The organism is Glutamicibacter sp. BW80, from assembly GCF_002332385.1.
Classification (GTDB): Bacteria; Actinomycetota; Actinomycetes; order Actinomycetales; family Micrococcaceae; genus Glutamicibacter.
The window spans coordinates 30799-52589 of record NZ_NRGV01000060.1; the positions used below are offsets into that span (position 1 = coordinate 30799).

The following is a 21791-nucleotide window of genomic DNA, read 5'->3' on the forward strand; positions in this document are numbered from 1 at the left end:
CTTGGACCTAGTGCTTTGTCCGGGATGAGAGCTGCCGCTGGGTCATGGCTCTGCTGGCTTGCGTGGACCGTTCGCTGGCATCAATAGGCAGTTCAGCCCGTTGGCATCTAGTCCCGTGGGTGGAGCCACTAATGCCGAGATCTCCCTTTGCCGGGCGAGGCGAAGCCGACTATCTGGCTTGTACCGTAGATATGGTGGCGACACCTAGCAAAGTACGCATGAACGAAGGAAAAGAATGAAAATTTCCCAGAACACGAAGACGAAACGAATCTCGAAAATTCTCGGGGCATGTTCATTGCTTGTTGTCTTGGGTCTATCGGCCACCGCCTGCGGCATGGTTGAGTCCTTCGGCAGACAGACCGCGGATGCCTGGAGCGTCACCTACGAAGTGTCGGTGACCGGGGGAACCGTCAATGGCATTGATGACGTGAAGTACCTGGAGGCACCGACTCGAGGCGAAGTTTCCAGTGAGACCGCGGTTGGCGAGGTGGCGACAACAAATGATCCGGCAAAAAAGCGGAGCGCCACATGGCAGGAAACGGTCATGGTGACGGCCGAAGAAGAAGCCGGAGTCTCAGCCGCCCCACGTGCCGGAGCCACAGCCACCTGCCGAGTCCTGCTCGATGGCGTCAAGGAAATCGCGGCGGTCACCGGGGAGCCCGGAAAGCCGGTGGAATGTGCGGTTAGCACGCCGGCCTTCGCCAAAAAATAGCAGGACCGCACCAGCCATTGGCACCGATCCGCCGAAGATGGCCGCCGCCCGAAGATCCCAGCCGCAGGGCGCGCAAGTCGTGCAGTTCTAGAATAGGAAGAGACCAAGGTCAACTACTTCCAAAACGTTGCACTGGCGCCATATCGCACACGAAACCTGAAAGTAGGACCCGGACGATGAATGAACCCTCGGGAGCCGGTGAAACGGACCAAAGCGCCGGCCCCGCAACGCGTGGTTCGGACCGGTCCGGGCAAGGCCGCGGACGGTTGGCTGCGCCTTCGGCTCTTGGGCTCATCTCCCATGGGCTGCGCCTGGGGCATGCGCACACTCTGCGGTATCTCGCCGTCATCGTCACCCTGCAGCTGGTCAACGCACTGGCCGTGATCCCCGGGGTCAAGGCGCTGTTTTCCCTGGCGTTGGAATCCTGCGGGCTGACGAACCTCACCGATCGCAATTTGCCGGTGATGCTTGCGGACCCGAGCGCCGTCTTATTGCTCCTTTTGATCGCCGTCCTGGTGCTGCTTGCGATGGGCCTGCAGTTCTCTGCCCTCATCGTCATGGTCAATCGACAGCAAGCCGGCCTGCCGCCAACCATGCGCGGCATAGCCAGCGAGACCTGCAGCGCCTTGGGCCGCTTTGCCCGGTACCCCTCGCCGCTGCTCATGGCCTACCTATTCGTGGTGCTTCCGCTCGGTGGGCTCGGCCTGTCTTCCGTGCTCATCCAAGGCATCGATATCCCGCCGTTCATCACCCGGGAGTACCTGAAGACACCACTGAGCGGCAGCTTGTACGCCGCCATCATCGGCGCAGTGATCTACCTCAATCTGCGCCTGATGCTGACGCTGCCAATGTTCGTGGTGGGCCGGCGACGGCCCTATCGTGCGATCGTCGAGAGCCTGCGTGCCACCCGGCGGACTTTCTGGCGCTCCGCGGCGCTGCTGGGTGTTCCGGTGCTGGCTTCCGCCCTGTTGATGTCATTTATCGTCGAGTTCCTGGTGTGGGGCTCGGCCGCCGCTGGCGGATTCCTGGAGCCCGAAGGGGCGGCCTGGGCCGCTTCGCTCGGCATCGGTGTTGGCCAGGGCCTGGGATTCCTGGTCATTGGCGCGACGACCGTGGTGATCATCCAGGTGCTCGTGGCAGCTACCCGGTCCCGGCTCGGGCTGCCAGATAATTTGGCCAGCTTGCGGGAACCGGCGCCCGCCATTGGGTCAAGGCTGCTCCGTGCGATGGGAGCCGCGGCTGCCTGCGCACTGGTGCTGGCCGGAAGCGTGAATGCGGCCCCGGTTATGGCCGGCACCTTTTCGCGTGCCGCCGACACCGCCATTCTGGCGCACCGTGGATTCTCCGGCGGCGGAGTGGAAAACACCATCGGCGGGTTGGAAGCCGCCGCAAAGCTGCAGCCGGACTACGTCGAGGCAGATTTCCAGGAGACCAAAGACGGCCACTTCGTGGCCAGCCACGATACCAATCTGCTGGTTGTCGCCGGACGCAACGAGAACATCTATGACATGAGCGTTGCCGAGGTCACCGCCGTGACCCAATCCGTGGGAGGGTTCACCGGCAAGATTCCCACCATGACCGAGTACCTGAACCGGGCGGAGGAACTGGAGATCCCGCTGCTGGTTGAACTCAAGGTGACCGGGCATGAGTCCGCCGGCTACCTGGATCGTTTCCTCGCCGAGGTGGATGCAACGGGGAGTGCCGAGGCGAATATCTATCACTCGCTGGATCCAGAAGCCGTGCGCGAGATCAAGCAGCGCCGCCCGGAGCTGCAGGTGGGGCTGACGATTGCCATGAGCATCGGAGCCATACCCGACGTCGCAGCCGACTTCATCGTCGTGGAACAGGCCTCCTTCAATCCAGCGGTGCTGCGCGCGGCTCAAGCCGAAGGCAAACCGGTCTTTGTCTGGACGGTTAATGACGAGGCGACCATTCGCGAACTATTGAGCCTCGGAGTGGACGGCATCGTGACCGACAGCGTAGATATTGCCTTGCACGACAGGGAACTGGTCTCCAGCAGCCCGCGCTCCGCCTACCGGGTGGGGGTAGCCCTGGCCCACCTGGATCTGTTCCGGTAGCCAGAACCCCCACCGGGCCAACCCGGGTGGGCCTGCCCGGCCAACGGCGTATCAGACGCGGATCGCGTCGACGATGCGTACACGGGCGGCCACCAGGGCGGGCAGGACGCCGGTCAACGCGCCGACGGCAATGGACACGCCCATGCCCAGCAGCGCGGCCTGCACCGGGAACCCGGGCATCTCATCCAGCCCGGTGGCCATCACGGCATTGATCAGCTTCGGGTTTGAGACCAGGGCCACGGAGATCAGCACCCCGAGCCCGCCGGCCACGGCGGTGGCCACCACGCTTTCCATCATCACCGAGAAGAACACCCGACCGGTGGTGGCGCCGAAGCTGCGCCGGATCCCGACCTCGCGGATCCGCTGCTTCATCGTCACCATGGCCACGTTGAGCAGGCTCAGCGAACCCAGCAGCAAAATGATGCCGGCGATCGAGCTGACCACCAGGGCGAACTGCTTCAGGGACTCGTCGTTGCCCCAGGCCAAATAGTCCTGGCGCTGGGAATCGACGACGTAGCCGGGAAGTTCCGCCTGCATCTGCCGGGCGAAATGACTGGCCAGTTCCTCGGAGCCCTCGATGGGCACCCACATGGCATAGCTGACATCGCTGAGCGGGGCGGCGGCCGCGAACCAGTGCTCGTAGGTCTCGGGCAGCATCCACATTTGCCCCATCGATCCGTAGCCCCGTGTGGAGGTGGCGCCGATGACGGTGACCGAAACGTCGCCGCCGAGGCCGCGCAGCTCGATGGTCGCCGGCAGCGTGCCCTCTTCCATGCCCAGCGCGCTGAGCGTGGTCTTGTCCACGACCACCGCGGGGGAGAGGTTCTGCGCGTCGGCGTCCTCCAGCCAGCGTCCGTGCTGGGCGAAGATCCGGTGCATCGGGCCATAGTCCGGGTCGACCACCTGCATCTCGGTATCCACCGACAGGCCCTGGCGGACCGCCTGCGTCCCGAAGGTGCGGCCGATCAGCGAGGTGTACTCGATCTTGAAGCGCTCGCTGGTTTTCTCGAAGGCCGCGGTGATCTCAGCGGAGCTCTGCGGCGGTCCTTGGCTGGCGGGGTCCATGGCGTAGGTGCTGATCATCGCCGGACGCCCGTTGCGCTCGAGCTGTTCGGTCATCAGCTGCTGGGCCATTTGCGCTCCGGCCACCGCGGTGGTCAGCGAGGCCACCGCGATGGTCACCCCGATCAGCGAGAGCAGCACCCGCAGCCGGTGGATGCGCAGCTCCTGCCAGGCCTCGAGCAAGGCGGCGATGAATCCGGTGAAGATGCGGGCCAGGGTGTTCATCGCGCGGCCTCCTGGCTCAGCGGATGCAGCCGTCCGCCGTCGAGGCTCAAGCGCTCGCGGGCCAGCGCCGCAACATTGGAATCGTGGGTGATGGTGATCAGCGCGGCGCCGGATTCGACGGTGGCCGCATCCAATAGCTCCATCACCGCGCGGCCGGTGGCCACGTCCAGCGCGCCGGTGGGCTCATCGGCGAGCACCACGCGCGGGCGGCGGACCAGGGCGCGGGCGATGGCCACGCGCTGCTGCTCGCCGCCGGACAGGGTCTGCGGCATGGAATCGAGCCGGGCGCCAAGCCCCACCCGGTCCAGCGACTCGGCGGCCAGCCTGCGGCGTTGCCAGAAGTCGCGGCCGCTGGAGTACATCAGCGGCGCCATCACATTCTCCAGCGCGGTGCGTCCGGGCAGCAGGTTGAACTGCTGGAAGACAAAACCCAGGTCCCGGCCGCGGGCCGCGGCCGCCTGCCGGGCGCTGAGCTTCGTGGCGTCCTTTCCCCGCCAGGCCAGGGCGCCGGAGGTCGGCCGGTCCAGCAGTCCGAGGATGTTCAGCAGCGTGGACTTCCCGGTGCCCGAGCGCCCGACGATGGCGATATGGTCGCCCTCGGTGACGGTCAGGTCGATACCGGACAAAATGCGCAGTTCGCTGTCATCGGGCAGCCGGACGCTGCGGGTGACGTTCTCAAGCTTCAGCAGCTGAGCAGAACTCATCAGGGGTACATCTCCATTCCCGGGCCTTCAGCCGGCTCGGGAGCGGAGCCCGGAACGTAGCGCAGCACCTCGGCTCCGGCCTCCAGTCCGGAAGCCACCTCGACGACCTTGCCGTCGGTGACCCCTAGCTGCACCTCGGTGCGGATCTCCTTGCCGTTCTCGTCGAGCAGCCACACGGCGCCGCTGCCGACCAGCCCGCGGACCGCGGTGACCGGTACGGTCAGCACCTCTTCGGCGGTTCCGGCCTCGATGTCCATGGCCATGGACAGCCCATCGAAAACGACGGTGTCCGCCGGAACGTCACAGGAAATTTCGCTGCCCGAGGCACTGGAGCCCTGCCCTTCGGCGGATATCGAGCCCATCCCCGGGTCCAGCTCCTGCTCCGGTGAATCGGCGTCCACCGTGGCCGAGGCGGTATCGCCCACGCTCAGATCCTTGCAGGTGAAGGGCTCGGGCCCGCCCTCGATGGTGATCGTGGCTTCGAGAGTTCCATCCATGAGCCGGTAGCGGTCCAGCGGGCTGATCGCCCCGACCGCCTTGAAGTTCTGCGGTTGCACCTTGGCCAGGTCGGCGCCCTTGGTGACCTCGTCGTCGAGCTCGATGGCAAATTTGCCGACCTTGCCGGTGGCCGGGGCGTACACGTCGTGGTAAGTCACCACGGGCTCGGCGGCCTGCACCGGTTCCTCCCCGGCGGAGGATTCTTGATCGGACTCGGTGGTCTCGGCGGCTTCGGGTTGGGTTTCGGCGCGGATCTGGAAGATCCGGTCGCCCTTGCTCACGTGGTCACCGGGTTTCACGAAGGCCCAGTTCACTACGCCGTCGAGCGGGGCGTTCAGCGGCTGCGCCGCATCGAGCTTGATGCTCCCGGAAATCGACAGGGTGTTCTCCACGGTGCCCGTTTCCACCATGATTGTTTCGGCCGGCACCTCGCCGGTGGGATATAGCTGGTCCTCGGCGGCCGAGCTGCTGCCGGTGAAGGCGAGCTTGACCAGGCTGACGGCGACGAGGGCGCCGATCAGCAGCCAGGCGGAAGGAAGGATGAAGCGGCGGAATACGCGGCGTTGGCTCATGCAGTTACTCTGTTCACCATTCAATGAATAGCAAAGCGTCCAGCAAATACCAAGCTTATTTGGGCAATAATCCCATCTTTAACCGAAAATGTTGGTTTTTTACCGTACAGGTCAGCTACGACCTGCTTCTGGAGTAAAAGTTCTGTGCCGAGCTGCTCCTGGTCTCGCTGATGCTGGTGGCCGCCGTCTTCGAATTGGATGCGGCCCTTGGCATGTTCGCCGCCGGGATCCTGGCCAACGCGGTGCTCAAGGAGGTGAAGGCCGAGTATGCCGCCGAGGTGATGGACAAGGTGGAAATCGTGGGATTCAGCTTTCTGATCTCGGTATTCTCCGTGACCAGCGGCGTGAATTTCAACCTCGCGCCGCTCAGAACGCTGAGGCCCGCGGCCGCCCGCGGGATTCTCTCCGAGGTGACCGCTTCCGTGAGGGTCACCGGCGCGCTGACGGTCTTGATCTTTCCAGCGGCCGCCAAGCGGCTGGGGCGCTGACCGGGTGATTTGCCCAGGACCTTCAAGACTTCGAGCAATCGCGCACCGCACGCGTACCCGATTCGACGTAAGGTAGTTGCACCAGCGCGAAGTAATGAGTTTCGAGCATTGAGCAGTATGATGCTTGACTTGTGTTTTTAGCCTGTCCAACATTCAGCCAAGATTTGAGGAGCACCCGTGCGCCCCAGCCTCCCCCGCCGGTCGGCATCTGCCCGTTCACCCAAGCTCATAGTCGCCGCAAGCCTGGCTGCGACACTATTGCTGGCCGGATGCGGGTCGGACTACCCGTTGGGCGAAGCGCAGCGGAATGCCGCGGAGGGCAATACCTCGAATCTTGAAGGCACGCTGACCGGAGGCGGATCCACGGCGCAGAACTCCGCCATGAATGCCTGGACCACCGAATTCGCCACGCTGCACCCCAAGGTCCAGGTGCAGTACGCCTCGGTGGGCTCCGGCGCCGGGCGCGCCGGGCTGTTGGCCGGCGGCACCGAATTCGCCGGATCCGATGCGTACCTCAAGGAAGAAGAGATCCAGCGCTCGATCGAAACCTGCGGCCCGCAGGGCGCGATCAACATCCCCGCCTACATCTCCCCGATCACCATCGCCTTCAACCTGCCCGGGATCAGCGAGCTGAATATGGACGCAGAGACCATCGCCAGGATCTTCTCCGGCGAGATCCGCTCCTGGCAGGATCCCGCCATCACCGCGCTGAATCCGGGGGTGGAACTGCCCGATGTTCCGCTCACCGGGGTGGCCCGTGCCGATGACTCGGGAACCACCGAGAACTTCACGGAGTACCTGCACAGCGTTGCCCCCGAAGCCTGGGCCCATGAGCCCGATGGCGGCTGGCCGGATGCGACCGGCCTGGAAAAGGCCCAGGGCAACGCCGGCGTGGTGACCACGGTGACCCGTGCGGTGGGCGCGGTGACCTATGCCGATGACTCCCTGGTCGATGAGAACCTGGGCAAGGTGAAGCTGAAGGTCGGCGGCGAATTCGTGGCCGTCAGCGGCGAGGCCGCGGCCCTGGCCGTAGCCGAATCCGAACGCGCCGAAGGCCGCAAGGAGCACGACATCGCGCTGGAGCTGGACCGGAAAACCACCGCCGAGGGCGCCTACCCGCTGGTGCTGGTCTCCTATCTGCTGTTCTGCAGCAGCTATGCTGATGCGCAGACCGTGGAACTGGCCAAGACCTTCGGCCAATACGTGGTCAGCGACGAGGGCCAGAAGGTGTCCGCCGACTCGGCCAAGAGTGCCCCGATGCCCGAGCAGCTGGCCGAAGAAGCCCGCACCGCCATCGACTCGATCACCGCCGGCTCCTAGCCGCGGCGGCCTCGCTTACCCCGGGGCCGGCAGCGCGCGGGAATCGGCAACGCCGGGCCGGTGATCCTGCGGTGCCGTGCCGCCGGCACACGAGCGGACTGGAGCCGTTCCACCCCGAAGCACGCTGGCTTCCCGGGCGCCAGCGTGCTGTTGCAGCCCTTGTAGGACTATAAATACAAGCCTAATATCGGGGCTAGGGAGTCGTTCCAAGTCCGGCGCCGAGCGCCCGGATATGTGCAGGAAAATGCTCCCAGACACTCGCTATATCGAGGAGGAGCAATGACTGCAGCAGCTTCCGCATCGGGGCGTATGACGCCGGAGCAGAAAAGGGTCGCCGGTGCGACAATGGTGGGAACCACCGTGGAGTGGTACGACTACTTCATCTATGCCAATGCCGCGGCGCTGGTGTTGGCTCCGCAGTTCTTCACGCCGGCCGAAGGGTCGCTCGGTTCGATCATCGCCTTCGCCACCGTCGGCATCAGCTTCCTCTTCCGCCCCTTGGGGGCCGTGGTCATGGGCCGGGTTGGCGACCGCTATGGCCGCCGCGCGGTGCTGATCACCACGCTGATCATGATGGGCGTGGGCACCACGCTCGTTGGCCTGCTGCCAACCTACGCAACCATTGGCGTCTGGGCCCCGATTCTCTTGATCTTCCTGCGCATCGTCCAGGGCTTCTCCGCCGGCGGCGAGTGGGGCGGGGCCGCGCTCATGGCAGTGGAGCACGCCCCGGACAATGCCCGCGGAAAGTTCGGCGCCTTCCCGCAGCTTGGCGTTCCGGCGGGCATGCTGCTGGCCTCGGCGGTCAGCGCGATTATCGCCGCGGTGCTCTCCGCGGAGCAGTTCATGGCCTGGGGCTGGCGCATTCCCTTCCTGCTCAGCTTCGTGCTGATCCTCATCGGCCACTACATCCGCGTGAAAGTCCAGGAGTCCCCGGTCTTCCACGAGCTGGAGAAGACCAAGCAGACCGAGACCGCCCCGCTGTCCACGCTGTTTCGCAAGCACCCGAAGAAGGTCATCCAGGCGACCCTGGTGTTCATGGGCAACAACACCGCAGGCTACATGCTCACCGGCGGTTTCATTCTCGGCTATGCGACAAACAAGCTGGAACTGAACGCCGGAGACATCCTCAATATCATCACCATCGGTTCGGTGGCCTGGCTGATTTCCACCTGGTTCGGCGGCGTGCTTTCGGACAAAATCGGGCGCAAGAAGATGTTCATCATCGGCTGGGTGCTGTTGCTTGCCTGGCTCTTCCCGCTGTTCTTGCTCATCGAAACCGCGAACCTGGCTTGGGTCACCGTGTCCTTGGTGGTCTTCGGCGCCTTCATGGGCTTCTCCTACGGGCCGCTGCCGGCGCTCTACGCCGAGCTCTTCCCGGCGCGCATTCGACTTAGCGGCGCCTCGATCAGCTATGCGCTGGGTTCGGTGGTCGGCGGCGCGTTCGCGCCGACCATTGCCGCCGCGCTGGTGGGCAAGTTCGATACCACCGTGGCGGTATCCACGTACCTGTTCATTTGGGTGGCCACCTCGCTGCTCGCGACCCTGACGCTGAAGGACCGCACCGGAGCGGACCTGTATCCCCAGGATGGGGACACCGAGAACGTTGATCTTGGAAAGCGGAATGAGACCGGCCCGGAAAACCTCTGAGCTGAAAGCGGTCCCTATTCTCGGGTGAAAGTATCCGCGGCCGCGCCGTCGGTGGCCGGATCTTCCAGATCCGCTCCGCCGATGGCTTGCTCTTGCCACTGGGTCGCGCGCCAATTTCCGGGGGAGCCCTCGAGGATGATGGCCCCGGTGTTGGATACCGAATGCTCCGCGGAGAACGCGGCGTCCAGGTTCTCGCACCGGGCTGCGGCCCAGACGCGGATGATGGCCCCATGGGTGAAGAGCGCCGCGGTCTGCACACCGGAGGCTGCCGCCTCGGCCACGGCTTCATCGAAGCGTGCCAATTCGGATGCGCCGTCCGGACCGCCGCCGGGCATCGGGGTTTCCAGCTGTCCGTCGGCCCATCCGAGGGCGACGGACAGGTAGGTCTGGACGGACTGCGGGTCGTTGGCCATCTCCAGCGCGCCGGCGGAGATCTCACGCAATCCGCTGCGCACGGCGACCTCCAGTCCCAGGGCGTCGGCCAGCGGAGCCGCAGTTTGCTGGGTGCGCACCAGGTTCGAGGCGTAAATGGCCTCGATGCCGGTTTCGCCAAGCAGGGCCACCAGGGCTTCGGCCTGCTGCTGCCCGAGCTCGGTCAGCGGCGCTCCCGGTTCCGCCGTGTCGAGGTGGTGCCCGACGTTCGAAGGTGTTTGTCCGTGGCGAATGAGGAAAAGGCGCATGGGATCATTGTGCCCATTGCGGCGATGCCTTGGGTAGTGCGCCACGCGTTGAAGGCTCTTGGGCGTCATAGCGGCGGTGCTCATTTATGGCGGCGGCTGGTGGGTATCCTAGGCGTGCTGGATCGAGTTCAGCGGCGAGTTCTTGGGCAGCAGAACCATGACCATCGCCAAGCCCAGCGTCCCGAAGAACGCGCTCACCCACCAGGTGGAATTCCATCCGCCGGTGAGGACCACCAGCCAGGCGACGAGCATCGGCCCGGTGAAGTTTCCGATATTGAATATCTGTTGCATGAGGCCCATGGCGGCCGGGGCCGAGCCGCCCTCCGGTGCCAGATCAACCGCCAAGCGCGTCATCGTGGCCGGAACGGCGGCACCGCAGAGCGAGAACAGCCCCACGCAGAGCACCTGAACGAGCACCAGCGATGCCGGGTAGTCGATCGCGAAGGTCAATAGGGCCATCACGGCCATGACCGCAAAGGAGGCCAGCAGCATTTTCTTGCCGGCGATTCCGCGGTGCAGCAGCAGCCCGGTGATAATCGCTCCGAGCGCGTTCAGCCCGCCGACTACCGCCGAGAATAACCCGCCGAGGATTGGCGACAGTCCGTCTTCACGGAAAATGGTGGGCAAGAATCCGACGATTGCCATCCACTGCACGGTGTAGCAGCCGAAGATGATGCCGCTGATCCAGATGCGGCCGGAAGCTGCGGTCACCACGATTTTCCTCAAGGCTTCCTTGGCGCTGGTGCCTCCGCCCGGGGCAGAGGCGGAGACGAACTTGAGAATCAGCAGGATCGGGAGCACGGTCAGCACCGCAAGAATGAACCACCAGCTCTGCCAGGAGATGAAGCGCAGGGCAACCGCTGTGCCTAAGACGCCGAAGAAGGTGGCGATACCCATGAAGGCGGCCCACCAGCCCACCGCCAAATTCATGCGTTGCAGCGGCGCATGGGCGCGCACCAGGCCGGGGCCCATCACGCTGCACATGATCACCCCGGCCCCCTCGATAATTCGCGTGCCCAGCAGCATCCCGGCGTTGGGGGAGAAGGAGCCCATTGCCGAGCCGAGAATGAGCAGGAGCAGGCCGAGGATCATGATTTTTCGCTGAGAATAGATTTCGGCGAGTAGCGACATGGCCAAGCCGCCGAGCATGCCGGCGACCTGGACCACCCCCAGCAGCACGCCGGAGAGGATCAACGAGATATGCAGCTCCTCTTGCAGCACCGGAAGCGCCGAAGGGAGCTTCCAGATATGCAAGGCCGCCATAATGCCCGCAAAGACCGTTGTTATCCAGGCCGCATCCGTGCGCTGATGCGCGATAGCCGGGGTGGGTCCTGTCGCCATGCCACGTCCTTCCACGCTGGATCACGCGCAAAAAGTTCCGTGATCCGAGACATACGCATGGATTCTTTCATGCTCCGCCGCATCAGGCGCCTTTGTAACGCTTGATGTTGCACCGTGCACGGCCAGGCGGGGCCGGATTGCGCCATTACGCGCCTGCCTGGTGGCCGTCGGGAGTGTGCGGCGGCCTGTGGTGAGCCAAATGAATTCGTCATTGACCGGCAACCTGGGATATTGACAATCATCGATGTATTGCCGAAGATTAGATATCGATAGTCATCGATGTCTAGCGACGTACGTGTTGATGGTTAAGCGAGATGGACCATGCTCTTCCAGAGCTGACGAGTTTGCCGTGGGTGTTTTTTATGCCGCCGGTGTCAAAAACGCCTTGGATAAATCACCGATCTTCACAAAGTTGCTGCGTAGCGATGAGTTGCCAGCTGAGAAAAAGGAATAGGGCAGTTCACATGACTTGGACACCGAACGACACCGATCCCACCAAGGACACCCACGTATTGGGCCGGATGTCCGAGCATTTAGCCGAACGCTACGCGGGCACGTTCACTCCCGAGATGATAGAACGCTATGTCTTCGAGTCGTATGCCACCTTGGGGCGTACCGCACGTGTGCGGACCTACCTGGCGGCCATTGCCACCCGCTTCGCCGATGACAGACTGCGCGCGCTCGCTCAATCCATGGGCAGCATTGCCAAGGACAATCCACAGGTATTATTCGTTTGCGTGCAAAATGCCGGGCGTTCGCAGATGGCCGCCGCATTGCTCGCGGAAGTATCCGGCGGGCGGGTGGAGGTCCGCTCCGCGGGCTCGTTGCCCGCCGGAGAGATTCAGCCATTGGCGGTGGAGCTGCTCAAGGAACACAATATTAGCTTGGAAGATGCGTTCCCCAAGCCGCTCACCGATGACGTGGTGCGAGCCGCCGACTATGTCATCACGATGGGGTGCGGTGACACCTGTCCCATCTATCCAGGCAAGCAATACCTGGACTGGGACGTCGCCGATCCGCAGGATATGACGCTTGACGAGGCGAGGGGAATCTACGCCGACATTGAGCATCGCGTGACCGAGCTCTGGGAACGCATCCAATCCTCCTAAGCAGCCGGACCGTCGCGGCCGCGTCGCGCTATGCTCCCGAAATGCCTGCCGGTGCAGGTTCCGCGGTCTTGGCCTCGGCACGGGCCGGCTTTTGCAGTGCGCGCCGCATCCCGGCCACGGCCACCGCGCATACCGAGGTCAGCACCAGGGCAATCGCCGGGGTGAGCGTGGTCCACGGGGCGCGCTCCACGTAGCCGATGCCTTCGGCGAGCAGCAGGCCCCACTCCGGCATGGGCGGCTGCGCGCCGAGACCCAGGAAGCCGAGCGCGGCAAGCGCTAGGGCAACGCCCGGAAGGCGCAGCATGCCGTGGCGCAGCAGCGCCGGAAGCGTTGCGGGAAGAATATGCCGGGTGAAGATCTCGAAGCGTGACATCCCGGCCAGCGGAAGCCAGCGGATGTGGCCCATGGCCCGCGCCTCGTCGATCAGCGAGGCGGCATGCGCGGTCAGCGGCGGCCAGGTAACCCACAGCACCGCAAGCGCGGCTCCGCCGACGGAGGGGCCCATCAGCGCCGCAATGATCACCCCGGCAAGAATCGGCGGCGTGGCATTGGCGATTTCTGCCGGGCCGCGGGAGATGTCGCCGAGCACCGCCAGCAGCAGGCCGATGATGATGGCGCACAAGACGATCAATACCGCGGGGGTGATCGTCCCGAGCGTTCCGTGGGCAACCCGCGCAAGCAGATCGCGTCCGCTGGAATCCGCGCCGAAGGGCAAGGAGAGGCTCGGCGCGGCCAGCCGCTGGTGCTCGATCGCATAGGGGTCCCGGGGCAGGCCGAAGGCGAGGATCGCCAGCAGCGCGGAGCAGGTAATTATTGCGGTGAAGCGTGCGATCCGCCCATCGCCGCGCGCCTCGGGCGCCGGAGGCAGTGAGCCCGGTGGAAGCGGTCCGCCGCGCAACCAGCGCCTGGCCAACGCGGTGAGGGTGCCGATGAGCACCGCGGCCCCCGCCATGAGCAGCACCCCGGCCTGCAGGGCCGGGATGTCCTGGGCATTGGCCGAACCGAGCAGATAGCGGCCGAGTCCGGGAATCGCGAATACCTGTTCCACGGCCACCGCGCCGCCGAGCAGGCCGATGAACACCAGACCCAGCTGATCGATGGTTGTCGCGGCCGCCCGGCGCAGCACCCCGGACAGGATGACCGGGGCGCCGGCTCCGGCCAGACGCCAGACGTTCACCCAGGGTTCCTCGCCGGCCCCGGAGATCGCATCCGCGAGCAAGCGTCCGAGCAGGCCTCCCGCGGGGATGCCAAGGGCAAGGGCCGGGAGGATGGCGGTCTCGAGGCCGGTCCAGCCGTAGGGCGGCAGCCAGCGCAGCTGCACCGAGACGATGACCAGCAGGATGCTTGCCAGCAGGAATTCGGGCAGTGCGGTCAGCGCGACGCCGACCGGCCCGGAACCGCGGTGCTCCAGGCCGCGCAGCGCACGCACCGCGGCCGGGGCGATCAGGCAGCTGGTGACGAGCAGCGCAACGATGATGGCGAAGGCGGTGAGCGTGGCGGAGACGGATACCGCCTGCCACACGCCCGGACCGATTTCGGCCCCGCTGACCCAGGAATTGCCCAGATCCCCGCGCAGCACCGCGGACCACCAGCGCAGGCTGGAGGCCAGCGGGCCGCCATCGAGCCCCAGCTGCTCACGGATTGCCGCCAGGGCTTCGGGCGTGGGCTCCAGTTCTGCGTAGCGCGCCCGCAGCACCGCGGCGGCCGGGTCGGTACGCGAGAGCCAAGGCAGGGCGCCGGCAATCAACAGCAGCACCACGCCGCTGAGCAGGCGTGAGACCAGGGAAAGCAGCTTGTTTTGCCGCCCGCCGGGACGTCTGTTTTTCATCGGGCAGTTGCCTTACTCGGCGCCGAGCCGGGTGGTGGCGGTGATCAGCTGGCGTTCGCGCGGATCCCGTGAGGCATCCTGAAGGTCTGGAACTTCGCCCTGGATGACACGTTCGTGCAGCAGTGGAATTGCGGCATCGGTGCCCAGAATCCTGGCTTCGGCCAGCATGATCTGGTGCGGGCGTTCTTTGCCGGCTTCGGTTTCCGCGGCGGTCTCAATCCCCTGGTCAACTTCCGGGGCGCAGAGCTGGGAGATGGCGAAGCCGCCCTCGCAGCTGAAGTCCGAGGCGAAGTAGGCCACCGGGTCCCCGGAGTCCAGCACCGTGGCCCGGGAGAGGATGAAGGCGTCGAATTTTCCGTCCAGGGCATCGGCTTCGATGTACTGGTATTCGCGCACATCCTGGCTCACCTCGAACCCTGCGGCTTCCAGCTGCGCTTCGAGCAGCACCGCCACCTCGGGAAGCTCCGCCCGGTCGGTGAAGGTGCCCAAGCTGATCTCCACACCCTTCACCTTGGCCGGTTCGGCCCGGCCGGCCAGCCGCTGCTGGTAGTCGGCGTCTTGGCGGTAGTTCGCTGCGTAGGGCAGGGCCGGGCCCAGCAGGCCGTCGGCGATATCTGCCCGGTTCTCATAGACCGAGCCGATAATGGCGGCGCGGTCGATGGCCTCGCGTGCCGCGGCGCGGACGGCCGGATCCTTGAATGGTCCTTGCTCGGTATTCAGGTAGAGCGTGTTGGTGCGCGGCATTGGCACTTCGGTGAGCAGTTCCTGGTCCACCGAAGCGGCCTGCCCGGCCGGGATTGCCTCCACCACATCGGCTTCCCCGGTGCGCAGCGCCGCGGCGCGGGCGGTGCCGTCGGGGACGAATTTCACGTCGATGCCCGGGGCTTCGGCCGGCTCGCCCCAGTAGCCGTCGAAGCGGTCCAGGGTGGCGCCCGAGACGCCGTCTACGGCCACAAGCTGGAAGGGTCCGGTGCCCGTGCCGAGCGGGTTCACCCCGGATTCCGTGTAGGCGGCCGCGTCGAAGATGGCCAGCTGCGGGCTGGAAAGGCGCTGGGGCAGCAGCGGATCGGGGTCCGCGGTGGTGATGCGCACGCCCCGCTCGCCGCGCGGCTCTACGGTGAGCTCGGTGCCGTTGAGGATGCGCGGCACCGGGGTGGAATCGATGGCGCGGCGCAGCGAGTTCACCACCGAGTCCGCGGTCAGCGGCTGCCCGTTGTGGAAGCTGACACCTTCACGAATGCTGAAATTCCAGATCAGCTCGCCTTCGCGGGTCCACTCGGTGGCCAGCCCAGCGGTGGCGTCCCCGGCATCATCCAAGTTGACCAGGGTTTCCGCGGCGGACCAGCGGGAGAGCTTGAAAGCATCGTCGCTCAGCGGGCTGAGTCCGGAGCGCGGCGGCTGCATATGCGCGACGGAGATGCGGTCCGCGGAGGCTTCTCCGGGGCTGGCGGTGGAAAAGCACCCGGTGAGCGTGAGCGCGCCAACCAGGGGGAAGAGGAGCAGTGCGAGGGTTCTGGAACTTGGTCGAATCATAGGTTGTCTATTCCTTGGCTAATTGAAGAGAATTTGGTCCGGTGCACTGATGCGCACCGTGCGCGTACACCGCGCGGCAAGCTGGGGGTCATGGGTTACCAGAAGCAACGCCACTCCCGAAAGTGCGATGGTTGCCAGCAGGTCGGCGGATACCGCACGCGCAGTCTGCGGATCCAGGGCGCTGGTCGGTTCGTCGGCCACGAGCACCGAAGGGCGCACGGCCAAGGCCCGGGCAAGGGCTGCGCGTTGCGCCTGGCCGCCGGAAAGCTGGCTCGGGCGCCGATCGAGCAGCATCGGGTCGAAATGCGCGAGCTCGGTGGCCCGTACGATCAGCTGGTCGGCGGATTCACCTGGCAAGAGCCGCTCGATGGCATTTGTCATTGACTGCCGAATCGTCCAGCGCGGCACCAGAGCGGCCGCCGGATCCTGCGGGACTCCCTGCACCAGCCGGCGTCGCTGCGCGCAGACCAGCTTGTGCGGTGCGGCCCATTCGTGGCCCTGGACGTTGATCCGGCCGGAGGATGGGGCGCGCAGCCCGAGGACAATCTCGGCGAGCGTGGTTTTCCCGGCTCCCGAGGCGCCCACCACGGCGATCGATTCACCGGCCGAAATGTCAAAGGTCGTCGGGGCGAGCACCTGCCGCTCCTTGGTGCCACGCCCGTGCGTGGCGCTCACCTGGGCTACTTCCAGTAAGGCCCGGCTCATGTCCGTGCTCGTTTCTTGGCGGGTCCGGCCGACGTGATGACCTTGCCGGATTCCAGCGCCAGCCGGCGCGTGGCCAGCACCTCGGCTACGGCCGGATCGTGGGTGACCACCACGAGGGCCTGCCGAGCGGTGATGACGCGGTCCAGCAAGGCCAGGGTCTGGTCACGCGATTCGTGGTCCAGGGCGCTGGTCGGTTCGTCGGCGAGAATCAGCGGGGCTTCGCTGAGCACTGCCAGGGCGACCGCGGCGCGCTGCGCCTGCCCGCCCGATAGTTCCGCGGGCCTGCGCTGGCTCAGCGCCGGGTCACTCAGCCCTACGGCGGTCAGTGCCTCGTGGACCTGGCGGACGCTCTTGCCGGTGACCTTGCGCAGCTGCCGGGCTAGCGGGAGCAGCGGGTGCAGGGCATCGAGCCCGCGTTGCGGGATGAGCCCGATGCGGGTGAAATCCACCGTGCGGGTGCCGGTGAAAGCCAGGCCTGCGGCCCACCGTCCGGTGAGCGTGGCCAGCAGCAGGGACTTGCCGCTGCCCGAGGGCCCGGTGATGACAAGGCGTTCGCCGGGGAACAGCGCAAGCTCATCGATTTCAAGCAGGGTTTGCTGCTGCCGGACGGCCGTGACACGAGCATTTTTCAAGCAGATCAGTGGGCTCGCTGGCGCAGCGAGCCCGGTGTTGGGCTGCTGCCCCAGCGCGTGGCCAGTTGTGGCGCGCTGAGCGAGGGTGCTCTTAACAGTCATAATGAGAATGATTATCACTTAGATTAGACTATTGGCGCAAATCCTGCGGTTGCGCGGCGAGCAGCGGTGCCTGCGGAGGGAATGCAGGATGGGGGCCGGACCGTTCGGCGAGGCATAGTTTCTGCAGGTATTCGTTGAATTTGGCGGTGGGCAGAGTGGTGGGAAATCAAAATCGAAACTTATACTTGCGTATTGCTAGCTAGTTCCGATCTTCCATGTTTAGACTTGCCAAACTGGGTAGCGGTGGAGGTCACACCGCATTCATTTTGCCAAGCACTTGTCAGCAGGATTTGTCACCGCCCGAATGCGAGTAATGATCATGGATAGTGTAGGAACTCTGAGTCCTTTCAACTCACCTACGGTGAAACTGGACAGGCTTTTTGACGCGCCTCGCATTGAGGTTTTTGCAAAACTGGATTTGCTGCAGCTCTCCGGGAGCACCAAGGAGCGCACCGCCGGAAGCCTGATCGATGCCTTCATGCGATCGGGCCAGTTGCAGGCCGGCGGCATGGTCGTCGAGTCGACATCCGGAAATCTGGGCATCGCCTTATCCAGGCAGTGCGTGGTGCGCGGGATCAAATTCGTGGCTGTGGTCGACGAGAACGCCAATAAGTCGGCGTTGGAAATCATGCGCGCCTACGGTGCCGAGGTTGATCTGGTGCTCGACCCGCCGGACGGGAACAGGCTCGCCGCCCGCCGCGCCCGGGTAGCACAACTGCTCGCCGACAATCCGGGCGCGGTGACTACCAACCAGTATGGTTCACCGCATAATCCCGAGGCGCATTACTCAACCACCATGCCCGAAATCATGGAAGCGCTGGATGGGCGTCTGGACATGCTCTTCGTCGCCACAAGCACCACTGGCACACTTCTGGGCTGCCAGAAGTACGTGCGTGAGCATGGTTTGTCCACCGAGCTGGTGGCTGTGGATGCGCTGGGTTCGGTGCTCTTCGGCGGCGACTCCGGCAACCGGCGGCTACCCGGACTCGGGGCTGGTATTGTTCCGGCGTTGGCCCTGCAATCCGAACCGGATCGAGTGTGCCGAATCGAGGAGATCGAGATGGTCCGCGGTTGCCGGTGGCTCGCCCGGCGCGAAGGGATTCTGGCCGGAGCGTCAACCGGGGCGATTGTCTCCGCCGTGGATCAGCTGCTCCCGGAGATTCCGGATGGTTCACGCATTGCCTTCCTGATCCATGACTCCGGGGTGCCCTACCTGCAGAGCGTCTACAACGATGACTGGGTCCGCGAGAATCTAGGTGAGGAACCGGATCTGGATAACTCGCAGTCATTGGAAGACTCTCCGGCCCGATGACCCGCATTGCCATGATTGGCGGCGGACCGAAGTGCTTGTTCGCCCTGCTCGAACTCAACGATGCACTGAATAAATGTCAGGAAAATGCAGTTCAGGTTGATGTCTATGATCCGTATCCGCCGGGGGCCGGCAGGGTCTGGAACGCCGGCCAGCCGCGTGAGCTGCGGCTGAACGTCAACTCCCGCATCATCGACGCCTCGTCCAGTTTGTGCCCGCAGAGCTTTGATCAGTGGTGGGCCTTAGGAGGCGAAAATGCTGAAGGGGAGAACCCCTACCCCGCCAGAGCCTTGGTCGGGGCGTACCTGAGCGAGCAATTCGAACGGCTCGCCGAATACGGGCGCCTGAACCTGGCACACCGGCCTTCGGTAGTCACCGGCGCCGTGCGCCATGGGATGCAGTGGGAAGTCTCCACCGAGCAAGGAGCCGAACTCTATGACGAGGTGGTGCTCGCGACCGGGCACGGACTGGCCGGATACCGTTCGGAAGGCATGCTTGGCGGGGCACTCAGCGCAGCGCAGCTGACGGTTGAAAGTGAAGCCGATTCAATAGGCAAGGTGCCGCCGGGAAGCAACGTTCTCATTCGCGGTGCGGCATTAACTGCCTATGACGTGGTTCTGACCCTGACCGAGGGGAGGGGCGGACGCTGGGAACAGGTAACGAGCAAGAGGTTCGCCGAGGTGCGCTATCTTCCCGGTGGGCAAGAACCTGCGCGCATCATCATGACTTCGCGAACCAATATCCCGATGAGCCCCAAACCGCAGCGCATCCCAGCAAGCCTGCGCGAGGTACTGGATGACTTTCGAACGCAAATTCGCCATTGGGGAGCGGCGAACGCAGCACCAAGTACCAAAGCCAATGATCAATACGCAGCTGATCTGGAAGGGCTGTGGCAGATCCTGCTGGCTTGCGCCCTGCGGTGCACGCAGCGTAGCGGCATCCGTGCCTCCGCCACGGAGCTGTTCAACACCGTACTTGCCGGGCACTCCGAAGCGATGGCTGCACTCAACTCGCCCGCCGAAAAGCTGCGTGCGAGCCTCCGAGCCAACCGCGGCGAGGATTCGGCCACCCACGAATGGATCTGGGCCATTGTCTGGTCAGGGCTCTATGCGCAACTGGTGCAGTCGCTGTCCAGAATCCAGTGGGGTGCCGCGAACCGCGTGCGGTTCAACCGCCTGGCAACGAATCTCGAACGCATGGCTTTCGGTCCTCCCGAACCCACCGCACAGAAGCTGCTGGCACTGTTTGATGCGGGAATACTCCGCCAAGAACCAGCTGCCGATGCCGCAACTGCGGATGCGATAACGATCGACGCGGTGACCGCACCAGCAGGGGCGCTCAGCGGCCCGGCACCGGAGGGACGCCCGGCTCATTCCTTGTTCGGCAGCTTGCTCGCGAACCAAGAAATCCAGATCCGCCGCGCAGAACGCGGGCTGCTGACGGACGCCGACGGTACCTGCTTGAACGCCCGAGGGGATCGGAGCGAATCGCTGGCTGCCCTGGGCAGGCCCACCGAAGACCCCACCCTGGGCCATGACACCTTGAACCGCGCCCTGCACCCGGAATACCGGGCTTGGGCTCAGAGAGTAGCAACGAAAATTACCTCCGCAAGCCAGAAAGTAGCTCCTTGATGCCACCACTGATGCACGGAACCGCTCCGCTCACCGCTCGTCTGGAACCTTGGATGGAGCGGCTCCTGACCGACCCGGGGCTATGCCAAGAATTGATTGAAGAACATGGCTCGCCATTGAACCTCCACGATTTCTCGGCGATGAGCCGGAATATCGGGGAGCTGCGACAAACAGCGGAGGAACACGGGACCGATTTCCAGATCTATTTGGCGCGCAAGGCCAACAAGACGATCGGCGCCATCGACCAGGCCGCGGCGGAGGGTTGCGGCGTCGATGTGGCGAGTTTCCGCGAACTCGACCAGTGCCTGAAACGTGGAGTTCCGGCAGACCGGCTGATCGTCACGGCTGCGGTCAAGTCATCGGAACTGCTCACCTTGGCGGTGGACAACGACGTGGTGCTGAGCTTGGATAATGTTGACGAGGCGCTGGATCTGCTGGATATTGCGGCGGAGTCCGGCCGCCGAGTACGGGTCGCGCTGCGCCTCGCCTCCACAAACCCAAAGATTGCTCCCACACGTTTCGGGCTCCGTGCGGAGCAGTGGCTCGACTTTCTCGAGTCTGCGGACCGAACCACGGGCTTGGAGGTGTGTGGCATCCATTTCCATCTCAATGGGTACAGCGCTCAGCAGCGGGCATTGGTCCTGGCCGAATCGTTGCGGCTCATTGATGCGTTGCGGGATTTGGGCCATGCCCCGGAATTCGTGGACATGGGTGGCGGGATCCCGATGTCCTATCTGGATGATGCCGCGCAATGGACCGGTTTTTGGGAGGATCTTGCCGCCTTGCCCGCTGGGGATGAGTCCTTGACGTGGAAATCCGATCGGCTGGGCGCCAACGGAACCGAGCCAAGCGGCTCGGTATATCCCTACCACCAGAAATTGATCCGCGGAGAATGGCTGAAGCAAATTCTTGCAAGCGACTCCGAGGGAGCGGGTGAGTCCGTCGCGCAAATGCTCAAAGAACGCGGCATACAGCTGCGCTGCGAACCCGGCCGGACGCTGCTGGACGGTTGCGGGATGACGCTTGCAGAGGTGGCCTTCGTCAAGACGCGCAGCGATGGACTCCCGTTGGTGGGTCTGCATATGAACAGAACCCAGTGCCGCTCAACGTCGGCGGACTTCCTCGTCGATCCTTTGCTCCTCCAAACAGGCACACCACGAAGCGAGCGCGTCGCGCTTAGCGCGTTTTTGGTGGGGGCCTACTGCATCGAGGAAGAGCTGATTTTGCGGCGTCGTTTCGAATTTCCGCAAGGTGTGGCCGCAGGAGACCTCGTGGCTTTTCCCAATACCGGCGGATATTTGATGCACATCATCGAGAGCGGATCCCATCAGCTGCCCTTGGCGCGCAATCTTTGCTGGGATGCCGGGGAATGGGCTCAGGATTCAGTCGATAAGCAGAGTATCGAGATGGAATTGGCGTGAAATTCTGTTAATTCGTCTCGACATTGGGGTATCGCGTGACCGCCACAGATAGCCGCTGACACATGTCGACGGAGAGCAGGACCAGCGCTCAGAGTCAGGTTCTGTCGATCTTCGCACTTTCTGTTCGACGTCTTGACTGAGAGGGACAAAATGACTGGCCCCTGATTCAAGGACAAACTTGGCTGGGTTCCCGA

The 21791-nt window shown here is 64.4% G+C and carries 18 protein-coding genes; 9 read left to right on the forward strand and 9 right to left on the reverse strand.

Annotated elements, in window-relative coordinates; all coding sequences use genetic code 11:
* Positions 1–235 precede the first annotated feature (235 nt).
* Together CIK76_RS16370 and CIK76_RS16375 are read left to right on the forward strand one after the other, a co-directional pair.
* Positions 236–712: a hypothetical protein gene (locus tag CIK76_RS16370; RefSeq protein ID WP_096288385.1), complete on the forward strand. Its 477-nt coding sequence runs from the start codon at positions 236–238 to the stop codon at positions 710–712.
* 176 nt (positions 713–888) lie between these two features.
* Positions 889–2790 carry a glycerophosphodiester phosphodiesterase gene (locus CIK76_RS16375; RefSeq protein ID WP_096288387.1) on the forward strand — a complete coding sequence of 634 codons (1902 nt, stop codon included), beginning with the start codon at positions 889–891 and terminating at the stop codon, positions 2788–2790.
* A 51-nt stretch (positions 2791–2841) separates the two neighbouring features.
* Here CIK76_RS16375 and CIK76_RS16380 read toward each other — a convergent pair whose 3' ends face one another.
* Genes CIK76_RS16380 through CIK76_RS16390 form a run of 3 tightly spaced genes read right to left on the reverse strand, consistent with a single transcriptional unit; the run spans position 2842 to position 5851 of the window.
* Complete coding sequence (locus tag CIK76_RS16380; protein WP_096288389.1) at positions 2842–4077, reverse strand: ABC transporter permease; 1236 nt, start codon at positions 4075–4077, stop codon at positions 2842–2844.
* A complete protein-coding gene (locus CIK76_RS16385) occupies positions 4074–4781 on the reverse strand; it encodes an ABC transporter ATP-binding protein (protein WP_096288391.1) in 708 nt (235 codons plus the stop codon). The genes CIK76_RS16380 and CIK76_RS16385 overlap by 4 nt, the downstream gene beginning before the upstream one ends.
* Positions 4781–5851, reverse strand: a complete 1071-nt coding sequence (locus tag CIK76_RS16390; protein ID WP_096288393.1) for a hypothetical protein — start codon at positions 5849–5851, stop codon at positions 4781–4783. Before CIK76_RS16390 ends, CIK76_RS16385 begins: the two co-directional genes overlap by 1 nt.
* A gap of 170 nt (positions 5852–6021) precedes the next feature.
* Here CIK76_RS16390 and CIK76_RS16395 point away from each other — a divergent pair, with 170 nt between their 5' ends.
* From CIK76_RS16395 to CIK76_RS16405, 3 genes are all read left to right on the forward strand, one after another.
* On the forward strand, positions 6022–6339 hold the full coding sequence (locus tag CIK76_RS16395; RefSeq protein WP_096288395.1) for a hypothetical protein: 318 nt from the start codon (positions 6022–6024) through the stop codon (positions 6337–6339).
* 177 nt (positions 6340–6516) lie between these two features.
* Positions 6517–7659, forward strand: coding sequence for a phosphate ABC transporter substrate-binding protein PstS (gene pstS / locus CIK76_RS16400; protein WP_096288397.1), 1143 nt, complete (start codon positions 6517–6519; stop codon positions 7657–7659).
* A gap of 279 nt (positions 7660–7938) precedes the next feature.
* Complete coding sequence (locus tag CIK76_RS16405) at positions 7939–9306, forward strand: MFS transporter (RefSeq protein WP_096288399.1); 1368 nt, start codon at positions 7939–7941, stop codon at positions 9304–9306.
* Positions 9307–9320: 14 nt separating this feature from the next.
* On the opposite strand, the gene CIK76_RS16410 is transcribed toward CIK76_RS16405, so the two are convergent.
* Entirely contained in the window at positions 9321–9986 is a 666-nt protein-coding gene (locus tag CIK76_RS16410) for a histidine phosphatase family protein (protein WP_096288464.1), read from the reverse strand.
* Positions 9987–10094: 108 nt separating this feature from the next.
* A complete protein-coding gene (locus CIK76_RS16415) occupies positions 10095–11327 on the reverse strand; it encodes an MFS transporter (protein WP_096288401.1) in 1233 nt (410 codons plus the stop codon).
* Positions 11328–11791: 464 nt separating this feature from the next.
* Between CIK76_RS16415 and CIK76_RS16420 the strand changes: the two genes are divergently transcribed.
* Complete coding sequence (locus CIK76_RS16420) at positions 11792–12436, forward strand: arsenate reductase ArsC (RefSeq protein WP_096288403.1); 645 nt, start codon at positions 11792–11794, stop codon at positions 12434–12436.
* Positions 12437–12464: 28 nt separating this feature from the next.
* On the opposite strand, the gene CIK76_RS16425 is transcribed toward CIK76_RS16420, so the two are convergent.
* From CIK76_RS16425 to CIK76_RS16440, 4 genes are read right to left on the reverse strand one after another with little or no spacing between them, the layout of a single operon-like run.
* Complete coding sequence (locus CIK76_RS16425) at positions 12465–14264, reverse strand: ABC transporter permease subunit (protein ID WP_096288405.1); 1800 nt, start codon at positions 14262–14264, stop codon at positions 12465–12467.
* Between the two features lie 12 nt (positions 14265–14276).
* On the reverse strand, positions 14277–15797 hold the full coding sequence (locus CIK76_RS16430; RefSeq protein ID WP_096288407.1) for an ABC transporter substrate-binding protein: 1521 nt from the start codon (positions 15795–15797) through the stop codon (positions 14277–14279).
* An 18-nt stretch (positions 15798–15815) separates the two neighbouring features.
* Positions 15816–16502, reverse strand: coding sequence for an ATP-binding cassette domain-containing protein (locus tag CIK76_RS16435; RefSeq protein WP_096288409.1), 687 nt, complete (start codon positions 16500–16502; stop codon positions 15816–15818).
* Complete coding sequence (locus CIK76_RS16440) at positions 16499–17236, reverse strand: ATP-binding cassette domain-containing protein (protein WP_096288466.1); 738 nt, start codon at positions 17234–17236, stop codon at positions 16499–16501. Before CIK76_RS16440 ends, CIK76_RS16435 begins: the two co-directional genes overlap by 4 nt.
* A 313-nt stretch (positions 17237–17549) precedes the next feature.
* On the opposite strand from CIK76_RS16440, the gene CIK76_RS16445 reads away from it, so the two are divergent.
* The 3 genes from CIK76_RS16445 to CIK76_RS16455 are packed head-to-tail and all read left to right on the forward strand — an operon-like array spanning position 17550 to position 21597.
* Positions 17550–18548, forward strand: a complete 999-nt coding sequence (locus tag CIK76_RS16445) for a pyridoxal-phosphate dependent enzyme (RefSeq protein WP_176484267.1) — start codon at positions 17550–17552, stop codon at positions 18546–18548.
* Positions 18545–20176 carry an FAD/NAD(P)-binding protein gene (locus CIK76_RS16450; protein WP_096288413.1) on the forward strand — a complete coding sequence of 544 codons (1632 nt, stop codon included), beginning with the start codon at positions 18545–18547 and terminating at the stop codon, positions 20174–20176. The genes CIK76_RS16445 and CIK76_RS16450 overlap by 4 nt, the downstream gene beginning before the upstream one ends.
* Positions 20176–21597: an alanine racemase gene (locus tag CIK76_RS16455; RefSeq protein WP_217990421.1), complete on the forward strand. Its 1422-nt coding sequence runs from the start codon at positions 20176–20178 to the stop codon at positions 21595–21597. Before CIK76_RS16450 ends, CIK76_RS16455 begins: the two co-directional genes overlap by 1 nt.
* The last annotated feature ends 194 nt before the right edge of the window (positions 21598–21791 follow it).

What these genes read in the sequence shown, in the direction of transcription:
- CIK76_RS16370 (WP_096288385.1), top strand. Translation starts at nt 236, where the DNA reads ATGAAAATTTCCCAGAACACGAAGACGAAACGAATCTCGAAAATTCTC.
- CIK76_RS16375 (WP_096288387.1), top strand. Translation starts at nt 889, where the DNA reads ATGAATGAACCCTCGGGAGCCGGTGAAACGGACCAAAGCGCCGGCCCC.
- CIK76_RS16380 (WP_096288389.1), bottom strand. Translation starts at nt 4,077, where the DNA reads ATGAACACCCTGGCCCGCATCTTCACCGGATTCATCGCCGCCTTGCTC.
- CIK76_RS16385 (WP_096288391.1), bottom strand. Translation starts at nt 4,781, where the DNA reads ATGAGTTCTGCTCAGCTGCTGAAGCTTGAGAACGTCACCCGCAGCGTC.
- CIK76_RS16390 (WP_096288393.1), bottom strand. Translation starts at nt 5,851, where the DNA reads ATGAGCCAACGCCGCGTATTCCGCCGCTTCATCCTTCCTTCCGCCTGG.
- CIK76_RS16395 (WP_096288395.1), top strand. Translation starts at nt 6,022, where the DNA reads ATGCTGGTGGCCGCCGTCTTCGAATTGGATGCGGCCCTTGGCATGTTC.
- CIK76_RS16405 (WP_096288399.1), top strand. Translation starts at nt 7,939, where the DNA reads ATGACTGCAGCAGCTTCCGCATCGGGGCGTATGACGCCGGAGCAGAAA.
- CIK76_RS16410 (WP_096288464.1), bottom strand. Translation starts at nt 9,986, where the DNA reads ATGCGCCTTTTCCTCATTCGCCACGGACAAACACCTTCGAACGTCGGG.
- CIK76_RS16415 (WP_096288401.1), bottom strand. Translation starts at nt 11,327, where the DNA reads ATGGCGACAGGACCCACCCCGGCTATCGCGCATCAGCGCACGGATGCG.
- CIK76_RS16420 (WP_096288403.1), top strand. Translation starts at nt 11,792, where the DNA reads ATGACTTGGACACCGAACGACACCGATCCCACCAAGGACACCCACGTA.
- CIK76_RS16425 (WP_096288405.1), bottom strand. Translation starts at nt 14,264, where the DNA reads ATGAAAAACAGACGTCCCGGCGGGCGGCAAAACAAGCTGCTTTCCCTG.
- CIK76_RS16430 (WP_096288407.1), bottom strand. Translation starts at nt 15,797, where the DNA reads ATGATTCGACCAAGTTCCAGAACCCTCGCACTGCTCCTCTTCCCCCTG.
- CIK76_RS16435 (WP_096288409.1), bottom strand. Translation starts at nt 16,502, where the DNA reads ATGAGCCGGGCCTTACTGGAAGTAGCCCAGGTGAGCGCCACGCACGGG.
- CIK76_RS16440 (WP_096288466.1), bottom strand. Translation starts at nt 17,236, where the DNA reads ATGACTGTTAAGAGCACCCTCGCTCAGCGCGCCACAACTGGCCACGCG.
- CIK76_RS16445 (WP_176484267.1), top strand. Translation starts at nt 17,550, where the DNA reads ATGATCATGGATAGTGTAGGAACTCTGAGTCCTTTCAACTCACCTACG.
- CIK76_RS16450 (WP_096288413.1), top strand. Translation starts at nt 18,545, where the DNA reads ATGACCCGCATTGCCATGATTGGCGGCGGACCGAAGTGCTTGTTCGCC.
- CIK76_RS16455 (WP_217990421.1), top strand. Translation starts at nt 20,176, where the DNA reads ATGCCACCACTGATGCACGGAACCGCTCCGCTCACCGCTCGTCTGGAA.